We start from the raw sequence: 18,634 nt of genomic DNA, 5'->3' as shown, positions 1-18,634 counted from the left end.
AGAAAAGGAGGTGTAAATATGCAACGAAACTTAGATAAGGACGATATACGTGATGCGTCGGATTTGCTAACTCATATTGATGGCTGGGAAAAGACTGGTTCTTATGATGCGGAGGCTATCGAGACGCTCGATCGATGGCATGCGAAACGAGAGCGTATTCATCGTGAAGCAGAGGCTTTGTATACGCAAATATACGCATCTTATGAGGCCTATGTAGATAGCTATGAAGAACAACATCATAGCATGGCGCCTGAACGTATAGCGGCTGATCTTATGAACCATAATATGTCGGATAGCCATATAGGTACTATCGGTCATGCTCTTGAAGACGTACAAGTGGAGGGGACAGACCTCTCCGTTATGCAGCAAGCCGTAATGACACCGGCCTATGAGCAACGGTTGTGGAATATATTGCATGATGTAAACAGCTTGCTTCTTGAAGAGGACCAATTCTTTGGTTACTTTTACTTACAAATGACTCATCGCATTCGCTTTGATATGGCCAGTGCTTTTGGTATTAATCTTAAACAGGGCGGATATGTATTATATGTAAATCCCTTTATCTTGTTACGCCAATCGCCTGATGTGATGAAGGATGGTATTAAGCGTGAAGTTCTTCATATCATTTCTGCTCATTTGATGCGGGTAAAAGCGCTGAGTCAAGGCTTTCACAAAACAGCAGTCCATATGGCTATGGATATGGTCGTAAACGATTACCTTGAACATATAGACCGTGATGCGGTAACGGTAGCCAATGTAAATGCGCGCTTTGGTTTGTTATTAAAGCGTTTCCGTACCATTGAATACTATGCGAAGGCTATTGATAAGGTCATGAAAGAAAAACCAGACCTCTTTGTGCCTATTGATAACGCAGATACGGCGGTTGCTATGGAGTTTGACCCTCAAACCAGCCATGATATTTGGGATGAATCCGATTCTATTGATACAGATACGATGGACCAAATCACGGAGCGCTATATCAACGAAGCCTCAAAGGGGGATATGGAAGGCTATGTGAAAAGCCTTATCGATACATTCCAAAAGACACGTCGTGCCTTGCCTTGGTATTTCTACCTTAAAAAGTTAATGGGCAAGGTAGCGAGTGGATACAAAAAAACGACGATGCGTCGTAATCGTCGTCAACCTGAGCGTTTGGAGTTGTCTGGCACATTACGTCAACATAAGGCAAATGTATGGGTAGCTCTCGACATGAGTGGTAGTATAACTGATGTGGAGTTTACAAATGCTTTAGAGCAAGTGCTACAAATCGTGCATGCTTATAACCATCGTATTACTGTTGTAGAATGTGATAATGAAGTACGCCGCACCTATACGATGGAATCCGTGAAGGATGTGAAGCCGCGCCTCGATGTGCGTGGTGCTACAGCCTTTACCCCTGTATTCTCTCTGGCTAATCAAAACCGTGTAGATTTACTTGTATACTTTACAGATGGCAAAGGGGAAGAGCGACTACGAGAGACGCCAAGAGGCTATAAGGTGCTGTGGGTATTGACCGGTGAGAATCCACAATTATCTTTGCATAATCCGTACGGCATGGTTCGTGAACTCGGTTATGTGGGGATTGATGAAACTCAGGATATTGATGAGTTTGTACGTATGGTTAATCGCGGTGGCTTTTCTATGGCTAATCAAGAGATTTAGTATATTAGGTCGCATGTTTTTTTATAGGTTTAATCTTGAACCAAAATGGTATACAAAAATGACGCAATCCAGCGGATTGCGTCATTTTTAGGTCTGTGGATCTTTTATTAGTTGTTAAGCTCAATAGAGGAGCCTGGATCGATAATGAGTGCTGTTTGGTTATACTTGCCTTCTACAAGGCTTGTAAATACACCTGGTTCACGGTCGATAACAGGCCATGTTTTGTAGTGAATTGGAATGGAAATACGCGCTTTTACATAAGAAGCAGCAAGGGCTGCATCTTCAACCCCCATTGTGTAATTATCACCGATAGGAAGAAGTGCGTAATCGATTTCACCAAAGCGATTTAATAATTTCATATCGCTAAAGAGTGCTGTATCACCAGCGAAGTATAGGATATCTCCGTAGAAATCTACGATACAACCTGCAGCGTGACCGCCAGGGATGCCAGCGCCGTGGAAGGCAGGAACCATTCGAACAGAACCGAATTCAAAGTCGAACTTGCCACCTAAATGCATGGCGTGTGTACGACAACCGGCAGCTGCCGCTTTACCCGCTACCTCAGCAGTAGAAATAACGAGTGCATCATTTGCTTTGGCAATAAAATCTGTGTCGCCATAGTGATCATCATGACCATGACTGACAAAGATATATTGGCATTTGATATCTTCTTTTTTAGCGATATCCCATGTATTACCGGTCAAGAATGGGTCGAAAATCATGGATACATCGCCGCGTGTGAGCATAAAGCAAGCGTGACCAAAATAAGTTAGTTTTGTTTTCATAGGAACACTTCCTTCCTTGTACATACAATTCTTAATTCTATTGTATAATATAATAAATGAAAATAAAACTATTGGTGATAATTTATACATAATTAGTAAGGATATATTATGGATTTAACACATTTTGATCAAGATGGTAATGCTTGGATGGTAGATGTATCAGATAAGGATATTACAACTCGTACTGCTGTGGCAGAAGGCTTTATTACTATTAATGATGCCATTTATGAACGCATTGCGGCGGGAACAATAAAAAAGGGGGATGTTCTTAGTGTGGCTCAATTGGCAGCTATTATGGGGGCGAAACAGACGAGTAATCTCATTCCCCTTTGTCATCCGTTAGCATTAACTAAGGTTGAGGTGCATTGTACTCTTGTTGATGGTGAAAGTCCAGCCTGTACGGATTCTACACATAATAGAGCTGTTAAAGTTCATGCTACCGTAAAAACGACAGGAAAGACAGGTGTTGAAATGGAAGCACTTACAGCGGTTCAAGTAGGACTTTTAACAGTCTACGATATGTGTAAAGCTATTGATAAGGGGATGATTATAGGCCCTACATATCTTGTAGAAAAAGAAGGCGGGAAAAGTGGACATTTTGTCCGTTCCTTTGTAGAATAATATAGATATAAAGAATAGGGGATTGAAAATGGAAATAGTACTTTATGAGCCTGAAATTCCAGGCAATACAGGAAATATAGCGCGTTTATGCGCCGCTAATCATATGACCTTACATCTCATCAAACCCCTTGGCTTTTCTATTGATGACAAGCATGTAAAACGTGCTGGCCTTGATTACTGGCACTTGGTAGATGTACAGGTACATGAAAATATTCAAGAATTATATGAGAAATATCCTGATCGTAGATATTTCTATGCCACTACCAAAGCAAAGCATACTCATTCCGAGGTGAAATATGAAATCGGTGATATGCTCGTTTTTGGGCCTGAAACAAGAGGGTTGCCTGAAAGTTTATTAGATGGTAAAGAGGATACATGCATTCGTATACCCATGGTAGATGAAGCACGTTCTCTGAACTTATCTAATGCGGTGGCGATTATAGCTTATGAAGGTATGCGTCAACTTGATTATCCAGATCTTAAGGCTGAAGGCAATTGGATTCAATCTAAATAAATAGACTTTCATAATTGAGAAATATATTATACGTATGTGTTAGAAGATCTACCAAATCTATATGACCGGTAGCGATTTTAACGGTGTTGTTTGGAGGAGGATATTATGAACTACGATAAAGCTCATGATTTAGCTCACGCAATGCGTGAATCTGAAGAGTACAAAGAGTTAATGGCTGCTCAGGAAGCAGTGAAAGCAGATGCAGTAGCAACGGGTTTGGTTCGCACATTTATGGCTCAACAAATGCAATGGGAATATGCTAAGTTGTCTGGTGCTCCAGAAGCGGATGAGTTGCAAAAGAAACAAGAGGAATTGATGCCTCAAATTCAAGAAAATGCTGCAGCGGCTGCTTATTTGCAAGCGCAAATGCGTTGGAGCCAGATTTCTAATGATATTTATAAAATCATTAGCGAACCAATCACTGAGGGGATGAAAGTGTTAGATCATGGCGAACAACAACCAAAACATTAAGGTATTACAAACAGCTTTATTAGAAAAATTACCATGTACACGTGTACGAGAGCAGGAGCTTCTTTGTCATCATACGACATTCAAAATTGGAGGACCTGCGGACTTATTTATTGAACCTACTACGATGGCAGAACTTAGTTTTACACTTCGTACCATTCACGAATTAGATGTGCCTGTAACTATTATTGGTTGTGGATCTAATATTTTAGTGAAAGACGGAGGTATCCGTGGCGCTGTCGTATCAGTTCGACATATGACCCAAATCATGGATTGTAACGAAAACACATTGTGTATTGGTTCCGGGTATATGTTAAAGGATGCTTCTGAATTTGCTTGGGAGAATAGTTTATCTGGCCTTGAATTTGCCATTGGTATTCCAGGCACACTTGGTGGTGCCGTATTTATGAATGCAGGTGCTTATGATGGGGAAATGAGCCATGTAGTTACTGCAGTGAGAGCCGTAGATTTCCAAGGAAGTATTAAAGAGTATGATGCATCTCACTTGGACTTTGCTTATCGTCATAGTGTATTCCACGATAATCATGAAGTTATTGGGGAAGTCATTATGACACTCAAACCAGGTGACAAGGATGCCATCAAGGCACGTATGGATGAGTTAACAGAAAAACGTGAATCCAAGCAACCTTTGGAATATGCCAGTGCAGGTTCAACCTTTAAACGCCCACCAGGGTACTTTGCAGGTACATTGATTGAACAAACAGGCCTAAAAGGTTTGTCTGTAGGTGATGCGCAAGTATCCCACAAACATGCAGGCTTTGTCATCAATACAGGTAGTGCAAGTGCGAAGGATGTACTTGACCTGATTAGTGAGGTACAACGTCGTGTGTATGATCAACATGGTGTACATCTCGAACCAGAAGTACGCATGATTGGTGAAGATTAATACAAATTAAATACTAATATAAGATTTCTTATGTAATGTTACTCTTTTAAGAATGACGGATTCATAAGAAATCTTTTTTTATAGTTTTTAAAAGAGTATGATAGGTTTATAGTTAGTTCATATTTGGGAGGCGATGATATGAATACTTTGTTGGCCCAGGAGATTTATGATAAAGCGCTAGCGTGTGGGTATGACAGTTGTGGTATAGTGCCTCTTAATGCACTTGATTTTTATAAAGAACGGTTGATAAAGCGTTTAGAAGATGTACCTGAAAGTAAAGAGGTATATGCGCATAGTAAAGATTTTTTAGCATTAAAAGAAAAGTATCCTTGGGCACAATCCATAGTGGTTTGTACTGAATATTTTGGTGATTATAAGTTTCCTGTATCTCTTCGAAACCGATATGCAAAAGGGTTGTTGTTATCTTTGTCAAATATTCCTCACAGTGATGAGTTTAAACGACGGCAATCTTTTGAAGTCTGGCTTGGTGAAAATGGGATACGATATATTGGCGGTGAAACGGCGAAACCTGCCGGAATTATTCCTTTACGGCCCGCTTCGGTAGCAGCTGGTTTAGGCATTTATCGAAAAAATAATTTTTTTATGGACCTAAAGGTTCTAGCTATGAACTGGTAGGCTATTTAATTGATGCGTCCTGTGAGTATATTCAACAGTTAGAGATACCACCATGTCCGGATTCTTGTAATTTATGTCAGCAAGGGTGTAGGACAAAATCCTTATCTGCACCGTTTACTATGAATCCGTTAACATGTGTATCTTTTATTAATACATTCGGTGATGGTAAGTTACCGGATGGTGTCATAGACGATATGCTGGAGGCGTGGATATTAGGTTGTGATAACTGCCAGGATGCATGCCCTTTTAATGCAGACCATGACTGGAGCATAGGGCTGGATTATCCCGGACTTGATGAATTAGAGCCGTTGCTACAGCCAGAATATATTTTGAAAGCCTCTGATGAGGAAATTATAAAAAAGCTGATTCCTAAATTCTGTTTCCATTTAACAGATAAACAAATTCCGTTGTTGCGTAAATCTGCTAAGCGGGCGATAGCGCGTAAATAGGTTTTTGTCCTAAGATGAGTCAAAAGTATAATCGAATGTTGAAATTGCCATGATTAGAATAGGTGTACTATTTTGACTTTTTTCTATAGACTGCGTTATAATTAACTGTTGCCATTTTTGGAAAATATACCTACATAGCTACTTTCACAGAGGCTATGTGATATAGAATATACTGAAAGAATTAAAGGGAGGATCTTATGATTCGCGAAAATCTTCGTAATGTAGCGATTATCGCCCACGTTGACCATGGTAAAACTACTTTGGTGGACGCATTATTAAAACAAAGCCATGTGTTCCGTGAGAATGAAAAGGTAGCAGAACGCGTAATGGACTCCAACGACTTGGAACGTGAACGCGGTATTACTATTTTGTCTAAAAACACTGCTGTTATGCATGATGGTATCAAAATCAACATCGTTGATACTCCAGGCCATGCTGATTTCGGCGGCGAAGTGGAACGCGTACTTAACATGGTTGATGGCGTATTGCTTCTCGTAGATGCTTACGAAGGTCCAATGCCTCAAACTAAATACGTTTTGCGTAAAGCATTAGAGCAAAAATTGAAACCAATCGTAGTTATCAATAAAATCGACCGTCCTGACCAACGTGTTAAAGAGGTTGAGGATGAAGTCCTTGAATTGTTTATGGAGCTTGAAGCTGATGATGATCAACTCGACTTCCCTGTAGTTTACGCATCTGCTCGTTCCGGTGTGTCCAAAACCAACTGGGATGATGAAGCTGTAAACATGGAACCGTTGTTCAAAACATTGATTGATGAGATTCCGGCACCACAAGGTGATATGGAAGGCCCTCTTCAATTCATGGTAACTACACTTGATTACGATAACTTCATCGGTAAAATCGCCGTAGGTCGTATCGTTCGCGGTAAAATGAAAACTAACCAACAAGTGGCAATCATGAACGGTGAAAGCACTCGTAAAGCGAAAATCGGTCGTGTGTACACATACAATGGTTTGAATCGCGTTGAAACTGACGAAGCTGAAATGGGTGATATCATTGCCTTTGCAGGTATCGACGATATTAACATCGGCGAAACAGTAGCGGATGCTGAAAATCCTGAAGCATTACCATCCATCTCCATCGACGAACCAACATTGTCTATGGTGTTTTCCGTAAATAACTCTCCATTCGCAGGCCGCGAAGGTGAATTCGTTACATCCCGTCACTTGCGTGATCGTTTATTCCGTGAAGTAGAAACTAACGTTTCTATGAAAGTAGAAGAAACTGATTCTGCAGATGCGTTCAAGGTATCTGGTCGTGGTGAATTGCATTTGGCAGTATTGATTGAAACTATGCGTCGTGAAGGCTACGAATTACAAGTAGGTAAACCTCGTGTAATTTTCAAAACTATTAACGACCAATTGTGTGAACCGCTCGAAGCATTGACCATTGACGTACCTCAGGAATTTATGGGTACCGTAATGGAAAATCTCGGTCAACGTAAAGCTGAGTTGACTAATATGGTTGAATTGGCCGGTTATCTTCGTATGGAATTCGTAGTTCCGGCTCGTGGCTTGATCGGTTTCCGTGCACAATTCTTAACAGCTACAAAAGGTAATGGTATCATGAACCATGTATTCCATGGCTATGCACCATATAAAGGTGAAATTCCTTCCCGTACACGTGGTGCTTTGGTAGCATTCGAAAATGGCGAAACTACTCCATATGGTTTGAACTCCGTTCAAGATCGTGGTACATTGTTCGTTGGTCCTAACCAAGACGTGTATGCAGGCCAAGTTATCGGTGAAAATACACGTGAACTTGATATGGATGTTAACCCATGTAAGAAAAAACATGTTACCAACATGCGTTCCAGTTCCTCTGATGAAGCGGTACGCTTGACTCCACCTCGTATCTTCTCTTTGGAACAAGCTCTTGAGTGGATCAACGATGATGAACTTGTTGAAGTAACACCTGAAAGCATTCGTATGCGTAAAACAATTCTTGATCGTAACGCACGTGCGAAAGCAGCGAAGAATAAAAAATAATATCTCATGCGGATATAAAGGCGCTCCTTAAGGAGCGCCTTTTTTATCTAATCTATAAGTATTTATCTAACATATTCTTACAAGTCATATATTCATGAAAATAAGTGATAATTTTATCATTTATGATTATTGGGTATAAAAATAAGTTAATATACTAAATACGCATAATAACTTGCTGATAGGGGTATTGGTATATACGAAATATTTGTAACGCTGTATAATAATAACAAGTTTATTGAAAAAGTTATTGATTATGGAGGTTCTTATGAATAAGAAAATCTTAGCTTCTTTATTTGCAGTAGGTTTAGCTGCAGGTTGTGTGTGCTCTTCCGTTGATGCGCATGGCGTATTCTTTGCTAACCGCTTAGATGAAAAAGCGCTAGTACTTGGCGAAGGCCCTGTTGATGATGCGTATAGCCCAGAAATGGTAAAAAGCATCATTGGCTTAGATAACAATGGCATGGTAATTCCTGTACAAGTTATTAAACATGAAAAAAATGTAGTGGTTGTACCAAATGATAAATTGGGTATTACAGTAACTGACTTTGACTATGGTTATTGGACAAAAGACAAAGATGGTAAAACTGTTCATAAACCAATCTCTGAAGTACCAGGTGCTCAAAAAAGTACACATGCCATTAAATATGACGTTCACTACTGGAATGCAGAAGCAAAACCTTTCAATAATAAAGATGCTTTCATTCAAATCATTCCATCTGTTAACCCATTAACTCTTAGAAAAGGTGATACATATGAAATCCAAGTCTTGAAAGACGGTAAACCATATGCAAATGCACCTCTTATTAAAGACGTAATTAATGATCTTACTAATGAAAGCCAAGCAGATGCTAATGGTAAAGCAACTGTTACTGTAAGTGCTAATGGCCTTAACGTAGTAGGCGTTGAAGTGGGCTTCCCAACTCAAACTAAAGGTGAGCAAAATAAATACTTCAGTGCATTGTCCTTCATCATCAATCCTGAATAATATAGGATATAACTATTTACTAAGTGTGTGAAATAAACAAGACCTCCTAAGTTGGACTTAGGGGGTCTTTTTATATTTTTAGGGTGTACGTATAAATGCGTTCTGTGAGAGCCTCGTATTAGGCGGGGTAAGAAAGAGAGATTTTTATGAAATTACAACGAAATGTATCGGCTGTGATGGCTGCGTTGGTATTAACTGGAATGACCTGCTCTGCATTTGCTACAGAAATTAATGCCACAAGTGATAAAGTGGAGGAATTGCTTGGCTTAACAATGGGGGCACCGGTACAAACACAACCGGAAGTCAAGCATATAGAGGATACCTTGACGGTTAATGTGCATGGTAAAAGCTTAACAGATACAGGTAAAACTAAAAATGTATCAGGTATTTATAATGGATTTGGATCACAATTGACGGTGGATAAAGATTTGATTGTACGTCTTAAGAATGATGCACCAGCCTCAAAAAGGGAACTCGGTCATTACTATATGAGCGCTGTGTATGCTGGTTACGGCGGTAAAGTGCCAAGACTCAGCAAGGACAATCCTGATAGAGATTATGGAGATACTAATATTCACGTCAAAGGTAATGTAGATATTAATGCTATCGGTGTCGGTTTACAAGCTAATCAACGTGGCCATATCATTGTTGATGGTGGTGGACGTATCATCACTCATCCTTTAGAAACTTCTGATACTTACTCCGTAGTGGCAGAAGAGGGTGATGTATACGTTAATACTGGTTCTGACGGAAAACATCCAGGTTCTAAGGAATTGGTCGCTGTTGGTAATGTAGGGTTAATTAATAAGGATTATGGTCGTGATCCAAATCATAACGAAGCGCCAACGAATATAGCATTAGCTTTTACAACACCTAATTCTAAACTTACGGGTGCCGTACTAAATGAATATGCTGAAAGCAATAAGAACCCGCATAATTCTGGTGCTGACATTTACTTACAAAATGGAGGAACTTGGAATAATGAATGGATTGGTATGGAGCGTCCTACCTCTAAAAGAGAACGTCCATCTGGAGATAATGCAGCATATCTATACAAGGGCAGTAAGGTTCGTAATCTCGTAGGTGGATCAAGTCCATCGGCATCCGGTATACTTCATCCTATTGATGCACGACCTATTACAATTCAAAATTATAGCGGCTATGTGAATGCTGTTTATAAGGCCGGTGTTCCAGCTGGTGAAAATGGAAAGGGGAATATCGTTGTTGAACATGCTGCAGATAATAGCCATATTACGTTGCAAGGTGATGGAGCTAATTTGACTAATGATGATAGCTACCGTAAGGGAATACAAGCCTTAGCCGATAAATTACAATATACTGGCAATGATAAGAAACTGAGTACAACTGTTCAAATCAATGAAGGTATTACTAGTCCAGGTGCTGTTGCAGAGCTTGGTGCAAATCATTTTGACTCACAGGGGCGCCTTGTTGTGGGAGATACGACAAAGATTAATCGTGCTAGTGAATCATCCTTGGTAAGTGGCACAAAATCTGCTCTTACATCAACCGCTATGGCATGGAAGAGTAATACCAATGATTTACAACGCCGTTTAGGAGATCTTCGTTTAGCTAATACAAACAAAGGTGTATGGGCGAAATATATAGGCGGTAAATCTAAAATTACAGACGGTGCTGATGCACATATGACGTATAATGGTGTACAAGTCGGCTACGATCATAAGGCTTCTAATGGGTGGATTTTCGGTGGCGCTATTGATTATAGTACATCCAGTAATTCCTATACTAATGGCAGTGGTGATGGTAAACTTGGTGGCATTGCCTTGTACGGAACAAAACAACATGATGATGGTCGTTATTTAGATATCATTGCTCGTGGTAATCGTTTATCCAATAATTATAACCTTTATACTGTTGGTGGACAGCGGTTAAATGGCAAGTATCATACTTATGGTACATCATTGAGTGCTGAATACGGTAAGCGCATCAAGAAGCAAAATGGTTTCTACATCGATCCTAGTGTAGAATTTATTGTAGGCCGTTTGAATGGTGTATCCTATGATGCTTCTGTTGTCGGTGGTGGTTCTATGCATGTGAAAGCTGATGCTGTGAACTCTGCTGTAGGCAGACTTGGTATTGGCATTGGGAAAGAAACAGAAAAATCCAATATCTTCGCTAAATTAGCATTAGCGCATGAATTCTCTGGTAAGGCAAATACAACATATTCCGCACCAGGTAATCCAACAGTACAAACAACAGTAGATTTGAAGGATACATGGCTTGATGCTGAAATTGGTGGGTCTTGGAGTGTCCGTCCTAGTACATATCTATATGGTACATTCACTAAAAACTTTGGTGCTATCGTAGAAAATACATGGCGCATTGATGCTGGGATACGACATAATTTTTAATTGAATATTGCATTAATGGTCCTTATAGCGTATGCTGTAAGGACCATTAGTATATAAGGAGTTTTTTTATGATTAAGCTTTTATTCATTAGGAGTTATAATGGTTAATATTTTATTCATCTGTCATGGTAATATTTGTCGTTCTACAATGGCCGAGTTTTATATGAAACATATTGTTAATAATGCAGGCTTAAGCGATTCTATTTATATCGAATCCTCTGCCACATCTCGTGAAGAAATAGGAAACGATACTCATTATGGGACTAAAGAGAAATTAGATGAAATGGGTATTCCTTATACGCGTCGTAAGGCTCGTCAAGTAACGGTTGATGACTATCATAATTTCGACTATCTTATTATCATGGATGAAAATAATGGGCGGAATTTAAAACGTATCATTGGCAATGATATAGACTCTAAAGTGTATAAGGCCATGTCGTTCGTTGGTGAAAACCGTGATGTAAAGGATCCTTGGTATACGGGAAACTTTGATGAAACCTATGACGATATAAGTCGGAGCTGTGATGCTTTACTAGAATTGATTAAGGCAAGAATATAATAGAGATAGCCCTTATAGTTATCTAACAAGATGCTTAACTATAGGGGGCTTTCTGTATAATCCTAGTTGTTCTATATACTTTATACTATCGAACCATAGCGTAATATGGTATAATTTTTAGGTATTCATGCGCCTATAGCTCAGGGGATAGAGCGCCGGTCTCCGGAACCGGGTGCGCAGGTTCGATTCCTGCTAGGCGCACCAAATAAAAGGCTTCTCGATTTCGAGAAGCCTTTTTATGTGTCTTTATTCTTTAGGTTGATGTATAGTTCAGAAAATTATATGTTAGCATCTATATTTAGTACAACGAATTCCTCGTGATTGAAATTCATTTATCAGTAAGTCTATTGATTTATCAATGATTTCTTCATTAGTTATATATACCATCTTTTTGTAATAGACAGTACCATCAAACTCTATCCAACGACTTGTCTTGCCATTTAGTTTGCAAATTTGCATTCTGCCGGCCCAGCTGCCCATGCTACGGAATTGTTTTCCTTTAGAAAAACGTACCTCACGAATATCGCTTAATTTAAATGTTCTTCTTACTAAGCCAATGCCTATAGAGACTTGATCATTCTTAAAGTAAAGAAGTTTATAACGCTCTTCAGGAGGCATAGATCTAATTATAGATAAGTTATAAGTAGCAAAAGCTACAGCAATAGCTACTAATGTAAACATTAGGATTATTATATATTTTCCCATACTTTTAAGTCCTCTTTTTTTTATTATAATAAATATAAATAATATATGAAACAGCTATATTAACTCTAGTAATAGGAGAGAAACGAATGGAAATACATGCACGAACTACTAAATGGAGTAAGGGTGTAAAGGAAATGGATGTATTATCCCTACAAGAGAAGGAGATTGTATGTAATAAGGTAGCTAAACAATTATTTATTATTTGTACAACGATTGGTACATTAATTTTAATTGCTATTACCTTTGGTATGTTAGAATCGCCAGAGATTTTAGAGTATATGACTCATACCGCAGATTCAGTTAATCGAGGTTCTCGTAGTGCACATCTACAATCACCACATGCTAGTAGTGGTCTAACTAGTGTGTTTAGTATCTTACCTCTTTTGGCTGTTATGTTGATTCCCACCATTGCCGTGTTTTTCGGGATTAAAAAGTCTTTACTCAAGAGGGAAACAAGAAAATTATTAGAGAAGAAATTAGGCTCTACGCCTATTACTAATGATGTGCTGACATCAGTGTATTGGGCTTTATCTAATCAAGAATATATAAGTAATGATGCTTTCACCAAAGATATCATCGATTATATACCGGATAATAAAGATAATTGGAATCCGTATGGCATTGCTGTTAATACTCGTAAGGTATGTATCGTCTATGAAGCTTTCATTACAGGTACTGAACAGCTACGAAGTAATGAGCATATTGTTGATATAACTGATTTAGATGAAGAGAATCGCATTGATGGTGTATTTCAAACTGATATTAAAGTCGAGTTAAGCGCAGAGAATAGAAGATATTTTACTAGTGTAGAACTATTAAGAAAAATTCATAACCAACTTGCCAATAAAATAGTAGAAGGACAAGATTGTTTTGAAGGATTAGAATATGTAGAAACAGTAGATAGAATGCCAGTATATCGAGTTATAATTGGTGACTGATAGATTTATATTATTTCATGAATGAAACTTCATATTGGTTATATCTTACGTATGTATAATATTTTCAAAATTGCATGGTTATTTGTAATAAAAATGGAGAAGAATTTATGCTTTCAACGCTTATATGTATATTAATTGTATTCTTGTTTTACTTCTTTATTAAGCAATACAATTTACTGCAAAAGTTGACCGTAGAGATTAAAGCTGCACGTGCCAATGTTATTGTTGCTTACGAGAAAAAGGTGGCTATTGTAAATCAGTTTACAGGCCTTGTAAACGAGTATGGTGATTATGAGAAGCTAATCCAGTTGAATGTGTCTGATAACTTTATTGATATGGCTCGAGAAACATCTAAAGCGGTACAAAATATTACGGCATTAGCTAATCAGCTTCCCGATTTGAAAGCGAATACTCAATATGGTAAATTCTTAGAAGCTATTAGTGAAAATGAAGTATTTATCTCTAATAAGCGTGAAACGTATAACTTTCAAGTGAAAGAATATAATAGTGCGATTGCCCAAATTCCGATGGTATTTGTGGCATCTTTATTGGGCTTTAAACAAGCTCCATTCTTTGATTCAAATAATGAAGAGGCTTTGGCTGAATTTAGTGGTGCTGACCCTGAAGCGATTAAAGATCTTGCTATAAAAGGTACAGATAAATTGAAGGATACAACAAATAAAATTAGAGAATCCTTTGAAAAACGAGAATAAGAAGTGCAAGCCAATGTACAAAATAATCTAGAAATCCTCCATTCGAATGAGTGGAGGTTTTTTACATAGAGATAGATAACTACATGAGTTGAGTTGCTGATAAGATTTCGATATAGAGTTTTATATTTAATAATATCGAAATAACATAATAAATGTGATTTGGGTAACACATTTTGTTTTGAGAATGATGTACAATAAGGATAGCTATATGAAAATCTGAACATCCTAGCCGGAACACTAGGACATATAGGGGAGCGTTAAATTACATAGTGAATTTAACTAAGTGAAAATTATTTATATATGTATCTATAACTCATCCGTTTGAGGATGTAGCTATTTAGAGGGGATAATATGACAAATAAAATACAGGAGCTCACGGTCAACGAAACTTGGCGCGATGAGCAAGACGCATGGAACCATCGTTCCGAGTACTTTGTAGAAATGCACAATCGCGAGGATCGCAAGGCACAGGTCACTGATTTTTTAGCCTTCTTAAAGGATGAAAATTTATTACCTTCATCGAATGGTCGTACACTTGATGTAGGCTGTGGTGTTTGTGACTACGCACTTGGGTTAGCTCGGGAAGGCTATAAGGCGACTGGTATCGATTTATCTGATGGTATGATTCGTGGTGCTAAACAATTAGCAGAGTCAGAAGGTTTAGATCTTAGCTTATATATCGGACCTTGGTCTGATGAAACTCGTCGAGAACTAGGTTGGGATAAAAGCTTTGACTTGGCATACAGTATCTTCTGCCCAATTATGTTTGATGTAGAAAATATTCGCGCTATGCATGATGCAAGTAATGATAAATGCTTGTGGATTGCTTTCAGTGAACGGAGTGACGAAATGGTAGATATGCTATCTGAACATTTCTTTGGTCGTGATTCTTTTCCGTGGGATGGTAAGATGAAAGAGTGTTTAGATGCAATCTATGAGATGGGGTATAATGTGAAAGTAACTTATAAAACCGTTCCTGAAACAGAGGTTATGTCTCTTGAAAAGGCAGTTAATTATTTTACCATGCGACTTCATAATAATGGATGGGGAGACATGGAAGACATGAAAGAAGAGATTAGAAATCTCATTGAGCCACTAGCTATTGATGGAGAAATCCATAATAAGACTGTTGATAAGGTGGCTTGGGTTTCATGGTCTGTGAAATAGGAGAGAAACATGACAGTTGATGAGAAACGTAAGTTAGAACTAAAAACTATGTACCAGATTATTGGCATCTATTGTCATAATAAGCACCACACTCCTAAAGGACAACTCTGTGAGGAGTGTCAAAAAGTTTGGCAATATGCTGAACATCGTATAGATGTATGTCCTCATATGGAAAGCAAGACCTTCTGCAGCGTATGTAAAACGCATTGCTATGCGCCTACGTATCGTGAAAAAATACGTGAAATCATGCGCTATGGTGGACCTAGAATGTTATTTATATCACCAATTCAAGTTATTCGCCATATGTATTTAGAGTGGAAGGATAGAAAAAGGAGTCGTACTTCTTATGAAAACTGATATGATTGTAAAGACAGGAATGTTTGTAGCATTGACGGTTTTACTATCTTATATATTTGCTATTCATACTACATTTATACATATTACCTTTGGATTTTTATCAACCGCTATATTTGGTATTCTTTATGGGCCTATGGCAGCAGGTATAATGGCTGCTATTGCCTGTTTTATAGGTATGTCTTTATTTGGACAAGGAGTATTCTTTCCCGGCTTTATCATATCTGAATTTCTTGTAGGCTATGTGTATGGGTATTTTTTACACGGACGTAATGTTACATTTAAACAATTACTTTTACCGGAGACGATTGTTACTGTATGTATACATCTGATATTAAATACAATATGGCTCACAATATTTTATAACAAAGCAGTATCTGCTATATTTATTGGACGTCTTATTAAAAATATCATTTGTTTCCCTTTAGAAATTGCATTGATTTTAATTGTGTATAAAGCAGTCAGTAAGTTTATGGTACAAAAAAAGCCATAATCTTACAGTATACTAAAATGCACCCCTAACATTAGATTATATGTTAGGGGTGCATTATTATTTGTAAATATAGCGTTTTACGCGAGTGCTTTGTCCAATACAGTTTTGATTAAAGATTTTGTTTGGGCATAGCTTTCACCAGGTTGCGCCTCGTATTGTTTGTCGAGGTCGAACCATAAGTTCGGATAGTATTCATATGGGTGAGTTTTGAAGAGCTCATGAGCATCTTGATCTTCAACCCAGTTGATATGAATATCTGCGTATGCAGGATTTTCTGCAACGAGTTCATCGATAGCACGGAATGCATTAGCGCAATAAGGGCAACCGTTTAAATGGAAACCTAATATTTCTTTCATGATATTCAGTCCTTTCAAAATAGAATCTACATATATTTCTATAATTTGAGATTTTATACATATTCATGTACCACAACATATGGTACACTACTGAGTATAACATATCTATATAAGATATTCAATTTTTTAGATATATCAGATGTGAATATTGAGAATTCGATATGCATGCATTATATAAATAAGGAGATACCTATGATTTCAGGCGCACAGTATCTGGTAAAAGCCCTTCAAGAGGAGCAGGTAGAGTTTTTGTTTAACTATCCTGGGGCGGCTACTATTGATATCATGGATGAATTATATAAGCAAGATAAGGTAAAAGTGATTTTGCCGCGTCATGAGCAAGCATTGGCCCATGCGGCAGATGGATATGCTCGTAGTACCGGTAAAGTAGGGGTTTGTATGGTAACCTCTGGACCTGGTGCTACAAATCTTGTGACTGGTATTGCTACGGCTTATTCTGATAGTGTACCTCTCGTTTGTATTACAGGCCAAGTTGACTTGGGGCTCATGGGTAATGATGCATTCCAAGAAGTAGATACTGTTGGCATTGTACGCAATGTTTGTAAATATGCCGTTACTGTTCGCGACCGTAAAGATTTAGGGCGTATTTTGAAAGAGGCCTTTTACATTGCTCGCACAGGTCGTCCAGGACCTGTTGTAGTAGATATTCCTAAGAATATCCAAAAGGCTATGGGCTCTGATGAGTATCCTACAGAGGTTAATATTCGCGGTTACAAACCAAATACTACTGTTCACGTAGGTCAAGTTAAAAAGGCCTGCTCTATTATTAGTAAAGCTAAAAGGCCTCTATTCCTATTAGGTGGTGGGGTAAGTATTAGTGGTGCTAACGACCTTATGGTGGAGTTGGTTGAAAAAACAGGGATTCCTGTTGTTACAACATTGATGGGGAAAGGTGCTATTGATAGCCGTCATCCATTGTATCTTGGTAATGTAGGGATTCACGGTGGCTATGCGCCTAATGTAGCCATAACTGATTGTGACGTGATGATTTCTATTGGTACGCGCTTTAATGATCGTATTACTGGTAAACTAAGTACCTTTGCACAAAATTGTAAGATTATCCATATTGATGTAGATGCGGCGTCTATTTCTAAAAATATTAAGGTTGATATTCCAATCGTAGCAGATGCTAAATTGGCTATCGAAAAAATCTTAGAATATATTGAACCTCACGACCTTGGCGAATGGCCAAAACAATTACAGCAACTTAAGGCAGAGCGCCCTGTCACTCAAGCTGACGAAGAGGGTCTAACACCTCAAACTGTTATCGAGTACATCAATCATCACTATGAACGTCCTATCGTTACAACCGATGTGGGTCAAAATCAATTGTGGACTACTCAGTTCCTTGATGTGAAAGGTCAATATCAAATGTTGACGTCTGGTGGCTTAGGGACTATGGGTTATGGTTTTCCTGCTGCATTAGGTGCGCAAATGGGAAATCCAGATAAGCGTGTATTTGCCATCTGTGGTGATGGTGGCGTGCAAATGAATATCCAAGAGTTTGCCACTGCTATGCACTACCGCTTGCCTGTAACGCTTATTGTATTAAACAATGGATTCCTTGGTAATGTACGTCAATGGCAACAATTATTCTACGATAAACGTTACGCTTGTACGAACTTGATGATGGATGAAAGTGCCATTGTTACGCGAGACATAATCGACAATGATGAGTTTGAGTATGTACCGGATTTTGTGAAATTGGCAGAAGCTTATGGCGCTAAAGCCATGCGCATTACTAAAGTAGAAGACATAGAAAAAGGGTTCCAATTGGCTGATACTTTCAAAAATGGACCAACCTTACTTGAGTTCATTATTCCTACAGAACTCAATGTATTGCCAATGGTACCAGCAGGCAAATCCTTAAATGATATGTTGTTAAAGGATAAAAAATAGGAGG

18 protein-coding genes, 1 tRNA gene and 1 pseudogene are annotated in these 18,634 nt (G+C 38.4%); 17 read left to right on the top strand and 3 right to left on the bottom strand.

The genetic code is table 11. The annotated features are described in order from the left end of the window. The first annotated feature begins 18 nt into the window (after nt 1–18). Nucleotides 19–1,662, top strand: a complete 1,644-nt coding sequence (locus VPAR_RS06720; RefSeq protein ID WP_012864664.1) for a vWA domain-containing protein — start codon at nt 19–21, stop codon at nt 1,660–1,662. A 107-nt stretch (nt 1,663–1,769) separates the two neighbouring features. On the opposite strand, the gene VPAR_RS06715 is transcribed toward VPAR_RS06720, so the two are convergent. Then, the gene (locus tag VPAR_RS06715; RefSeq protein ID WP_008714410.1) at nt 1,770–2,447 is read right to left on the bottom strand and encodes a metal-dependent hydrolase; all 678 of its coding nucleotides are present in this window, start codon (nt 2,445–2,447) and stop codon (nt 1,770–1,772) included. 108 nt (nt 2,448–2,555) lie between these two features. Here VPAR_RS06715 and moaC point away from each other — a divergent pair, with 108 nt between their 5' ends. The 10 genes and pseudogenes from moaC to VPAR_RS06665 all read left to right on the top strand — a co-directional run bounded on the left by moaC (nt 2,556) and on the right by VPAR_RS06665 (nt 12,188). Continuing rightward, complete coding sequence (moaC, locus tag VPAR_RS06710; protein ID WP_012864663.1) at nt 2,556–3,068, top strand: cyclic pyranopterin monophosphate synthase MoaC; 513 nt, start codon at nt 2,556–2,558, stop codon at nt 3,066–3,068. Nucleotides 3,069–3,096: 28 nt separating this feature from the next. After that, nucleotides 3,097–3,582 carry a tRNA (uridine(34)/cytosine(34)/5-carboxymethylaminomethyluridine(34)-2'-O)-methyltransferase TrmL gene (gene trmL / locus VPAR_RS06705; RefSeq protein WP_004696651.1) on the top strand — a complete coding sequence of 162 codons (486 nt, stop codon included), beginning with the start codon at nt 3,097–3,099 and terminating at the stop codon, nt 3,580–3,582. 105 nt (nt 3,583–3,687) lie between these two features. Then, nucleotides 3,688–4,053 (top strand): YlbF/YmcA family competence regulator, encoded by a 366-nt coding sequence (locus VPAR_RS06700; RefSeq protein WP_008714407.1) that lies wholly within the window; start codon nt 3,688–3,690, stop codon nt 4,051–4,053. Beyond that, nucleotides 4,028–4,957, top strand: a complete 930-nt coding sequence (murB, locus tag VPAR_RS06695; RefSeq protein ID WP_012864662.1) for a UDP-N-acetylmuramate dehydrogenase — start codon at nt 4,028–4,030, stop codon at nt 4,955–4,957. Before VPAR_RS06700 ends, murB begins: the two co-directional genes overlap by 26 nt. A gap of 138 nt (nt 4,958–5,095) precedes the next feature. Further along, nucleotides 5,096–6,042, top strand: a pseudogene (locus VPAR_RS09740) (epoxyqueuosine reductase). Between the two features lie 197 nt (nt 6,043–6,239). Then, nucleotides 6,240–8,051, top strand: coding sequence for a translational GTPase TypA (typA, locus tag VPAR_RS06685; protein ID WP_004696644.1), 1,812 nt, complete (start codon nt 6,240–6,242; stop codon nt 8,049–8,051). Between the two features lie 265 nt (nt 8,052–8,316). Beyond that, nucleotides 8,317–9,036 (top strand): DUF4198 domain-containing protein, encoded by a 720-nt coding sequence (locus VPAR_RS06680; protein ID WP_004696641.1) that lies wholly within the window; start codon nt 8,317–8,319, stop codon nt 9,034–9,036. A gap of 146 nt (nt 9,037–9,182) precedes the next feature. Next, nucleotides 9,183–11,426 carry an autotransporter family protein gene (locus tag VPAR_RS06675; protein WP_012864661.1) on the top strand — a complete coding sequence of 748 codons (2,244 nt, stop codon included), beginning with the start codon at nt 9,183–9,185 and terminating at the stop codon, nt 11,424–11,426. Between the two features lie 99 nt (nt 11,427–11,525). Then, on the top strand, nt 11,526–11,984 hold the full coding sequence (locus VPAR_RS06670; protein WP_012864660.1) for a low molecular weight protein-tyrosine-phosphatase: 459 nt from the start codon (nt 11,526–11,528) through the stop codon (nt 11,982–11,984). 129 nt (nt 11,985–12,113) lie between these two features. Then, nucleotides 12,114–12,188 (top strand) — tRNA-Arg (locus VPAR_RS06665). An 81-nt stretch (nt 12,189–12,269) separates the two neighbouring features. Here VPAR_RS06665 and VPAR_RS06660 read toward each other — a convergent pair. Continuing rightward, complete coding sequence (locus VPAR_RS06660) at nt 12,270–12,689, bottom strand: hypothetical protein (protein ID WP_012864659.1); 420 nt, start codon at nt 12,687–12,689, stop codon at nt 12,270–12,272. A gap of 86 nt (nt 12,690–12,775) precedes the next feature. Here VPAR_RS06660 and VPAR_RS06655 point away from each other — a divergent pair, with 86 nt between their 5' ends. From VPAR_RS06655 to VPAR_RS06635, 5 genes are all read left to right on the top strand, one after another. Continuing rightward, nucleotides 12,776–13,627, top strand: a complete 852-nt coding sequence (locus tag VPAR_RS06655; protein WP_012864658.1) for a hypothetical protein — start codon at nt 12,776–12,778, stop codon at nt 13,625–13,627. A gap of 107 nt (nt 13,628–13,734) precedes the next feature. After that, on the top strand, nt 13,735–14,340 hold the full coding sequence (locus tag VPAR_RS06650) for a LemA family protein (RefSeq protein ID WP_012864657.1): 606 nt from the start codon (nt 13,735–13,737) through the stop codon (nt 14,338–14,340). 351 nt (nt 14,341–14,691) lie between these two features. Continuing rightward, complete coding sequence (locus VPAR_RS06645) at nt 14,692–15,507, top strand: class I SAM-dependent methyltransferase (protein WP_012864656.1); 816 nt, start codon at nt 14,692–14,694, stop codon at nt 15,505–15,507. A gap of 9 nt (nt 15,508–15,516) precedes the next feature. Further along, the gene (locus VPAR_RS06640) at nt 15,517–15,864 is read left to right on the top strand and encodes a nitrous oxide-stimulated promoter family protein (protein WP_004696632.1); all 348 of its coding nucleotides are present in this window, start codon (nt 15,517–15,519) and stop codon (nt 15,862–15,864) included. Further along, nucleotides 15,854–16,354: a folate family ECF transporter S component gene (locus VPAR_RS06635; RefSeq protein WP_004696629.1), complete on the top strand. Its 501-nt coding sequence runs from the start codon at nt 15,854–15,856 to the stop codon at nt 16,352–16,354. Before VPAR_RS06640 ends, VPAR_RS06635 begins: the two co-directional genes overlap by 11 nt. Before the next feature lie 77 nt (nt 16,355–16,431). On the opposite strand, the gene VPAR_RS06630 is transcribed toward VPAR_RS06635, so the two are convergent. Beyond that, nucleotides 16,432–16,710 (bottom strand): hypothetical protein, encoded by a 279-nt coding sequence (locus tag VPAR_RS06630; RefSeq protein ID WP_004696628.1) that lies wholly within the window; start codon nt 16,708–16,710, stop codon nt 16,432–16,434. 192 nt (nt 16,711–16,902) lie between these two features. Between VPAR_RS06630 and ilvB the strand changes: the two genes are divergently transcribed. Further along, nucleotides 16,903–18,630: a biosynthetic-type acetolactate synthase large subunit gene (gene ilvB, locus VPAR_RS06625; RefSeq protein ID WP_012864655.1), complete on the top strand. Its 1,728-nt coding sequence runs from the start codon at nt 16,903–16,905 to the stop codon at nt 18,628–18,630. The last annotated feature ends 4 nt before the right edge of the window (nt 18,631–18,634 follow it).

This window comes from Veillonella parvula DSM 2008 (assembly GCF_000024945.1).
GTDB lineage: Bacteria > Bacillota > Negativicutes > Veillonellales > Veillonellaceae > Veillonella > Veillonella parvula.
Note: the sequence above shows the minus strand (reverse complement) of the source record. Positions and strands in the feature narration are given on the sequence as shown.

Excerpts from the sequence above, each read along its gene's own strand:
- VPAR_RS06720 (WP_012864664.1), top strand. The coding sequence starts at position 19 with ATGCAACGAAACTTAGATAAGGACGATATACGTGATGCGTCGGATTTG.
- VPAR_RS06715 (WP_008714410.1), bottom strand. The coding sequence starts at position 2,447 with ATGAAAACAAAACTAACTTATTTTGGTCACGCTTGCTTTATGCTCACA.
- moaC (WP_012864663.1), top strand. The coding sequence starts at position 2,556 with ATGGATTTAACACATTTTGATCAAGATGGTAATGCTTGGATGGTAGAT.
- trmL (WP_004696651.1), top strand. The coding sequence starts at position 3,097 with ATGGAAATAGTACTTTATGAGCCTGAAATTCCAGGCAATACAGGAAAT.
- VPAR_RS06700 (WP_008714407.1), top strand. The coding sequence starts at position 3,688 with ATGAACTACGATAAAGCTCATGATTTAGCTCACGCAATGCGTGAATCT.
- murB (WP_012864662.1), top strand. The coding sequence starts at position 4,028 with ATGGCGAACAACAACCAAAACATTAAGGTATTACAAACAGCTTTATTA.
- typA (WP_004696644.1), top strand. The coding sequence starts at position 6,240 with ATGATTCGCGAAAATCTTCGTAATGTAGCGATTATCGCCCACGTTGAC.
- VPAR_RS06680 (WP_004696641.1), top strand. The coding sequence starts at position 8,317 with ATGAATAAGAAAATCTTAGCTTCTTTATTTGCAGTAGGTTTAGCTGCA.
- VPAR_RS06675 (WP_012864661.1), top strand. The coding sequence starts at position 9,183 with ATGAAATTACAACGAAATGTATCGGCTGTGATGGCTGCGTTGGTATTA.
- VPAR_RS06670 (WP_012864660.1), top strand. The coding sequence starts at position 11,526 with ATGGTTAATATTTTATTCATCTGTCATGGTAATATTTGTCGTTCTACA.
- VPAR_RS06660 (WP_012864659.1), bottom strand. The coding sequence starts at position 12,689 with ATGGGAAAATATATAATAATCCTAATGTTTACATTAGTAGCTATTGCT.
- VPAR_RS06655 (WP_012864658.1), top strand. The coding sequence starts at position 12,776 with ATGGAAATACATGCACGAACTACTAAATGGAGTAAGGGTGTAAAGGAA.
- VPAR_RS06650 (WP_012864657.1), top strand. The coding sequence starts at position 13,735 with ATGCTTTCAACGCTTATATGTATATTAATTGTATTCTTGTTTTACTTC.
- VPAR_RS06645 (WP_012864656.1), top strand. The coding sequence starts at position 14,692 with ATGACAAATAAAATACAGGAGCTCACGGTCAACGAAACTTGGCGCGAT.
- VPAR_RS06640 (WP_004696632.1), top strand. The coding sequence starts at position 15,517 with ATGACAGTTGATGAGAAACGTAAGTTAGAACTAAAAACTATGTACCAG.
- VPAR_RS06635 (WP_004696629.1), top strand. The coding sequence starts at position 15,854 with ATGAAAACTGATATGATTGTAAAGACAGGAATGTTTGTAGCATTGACG.
- VPAR_RS06630 (WP_004696628.1), bottom strand. The coding sequence starts at position 16,710 with ATGAAAGAAATATTAGGTTTCCATTTAAACGGTTGCCCTTATTGCGCT.
- ilvB (WP_012864655.1), top strand. The coding sequence starts at position 16,903 with ATGATTTCAGGCGCACAGTATCTGGTAAAAGCCCTTCAAGAGGAGCAG.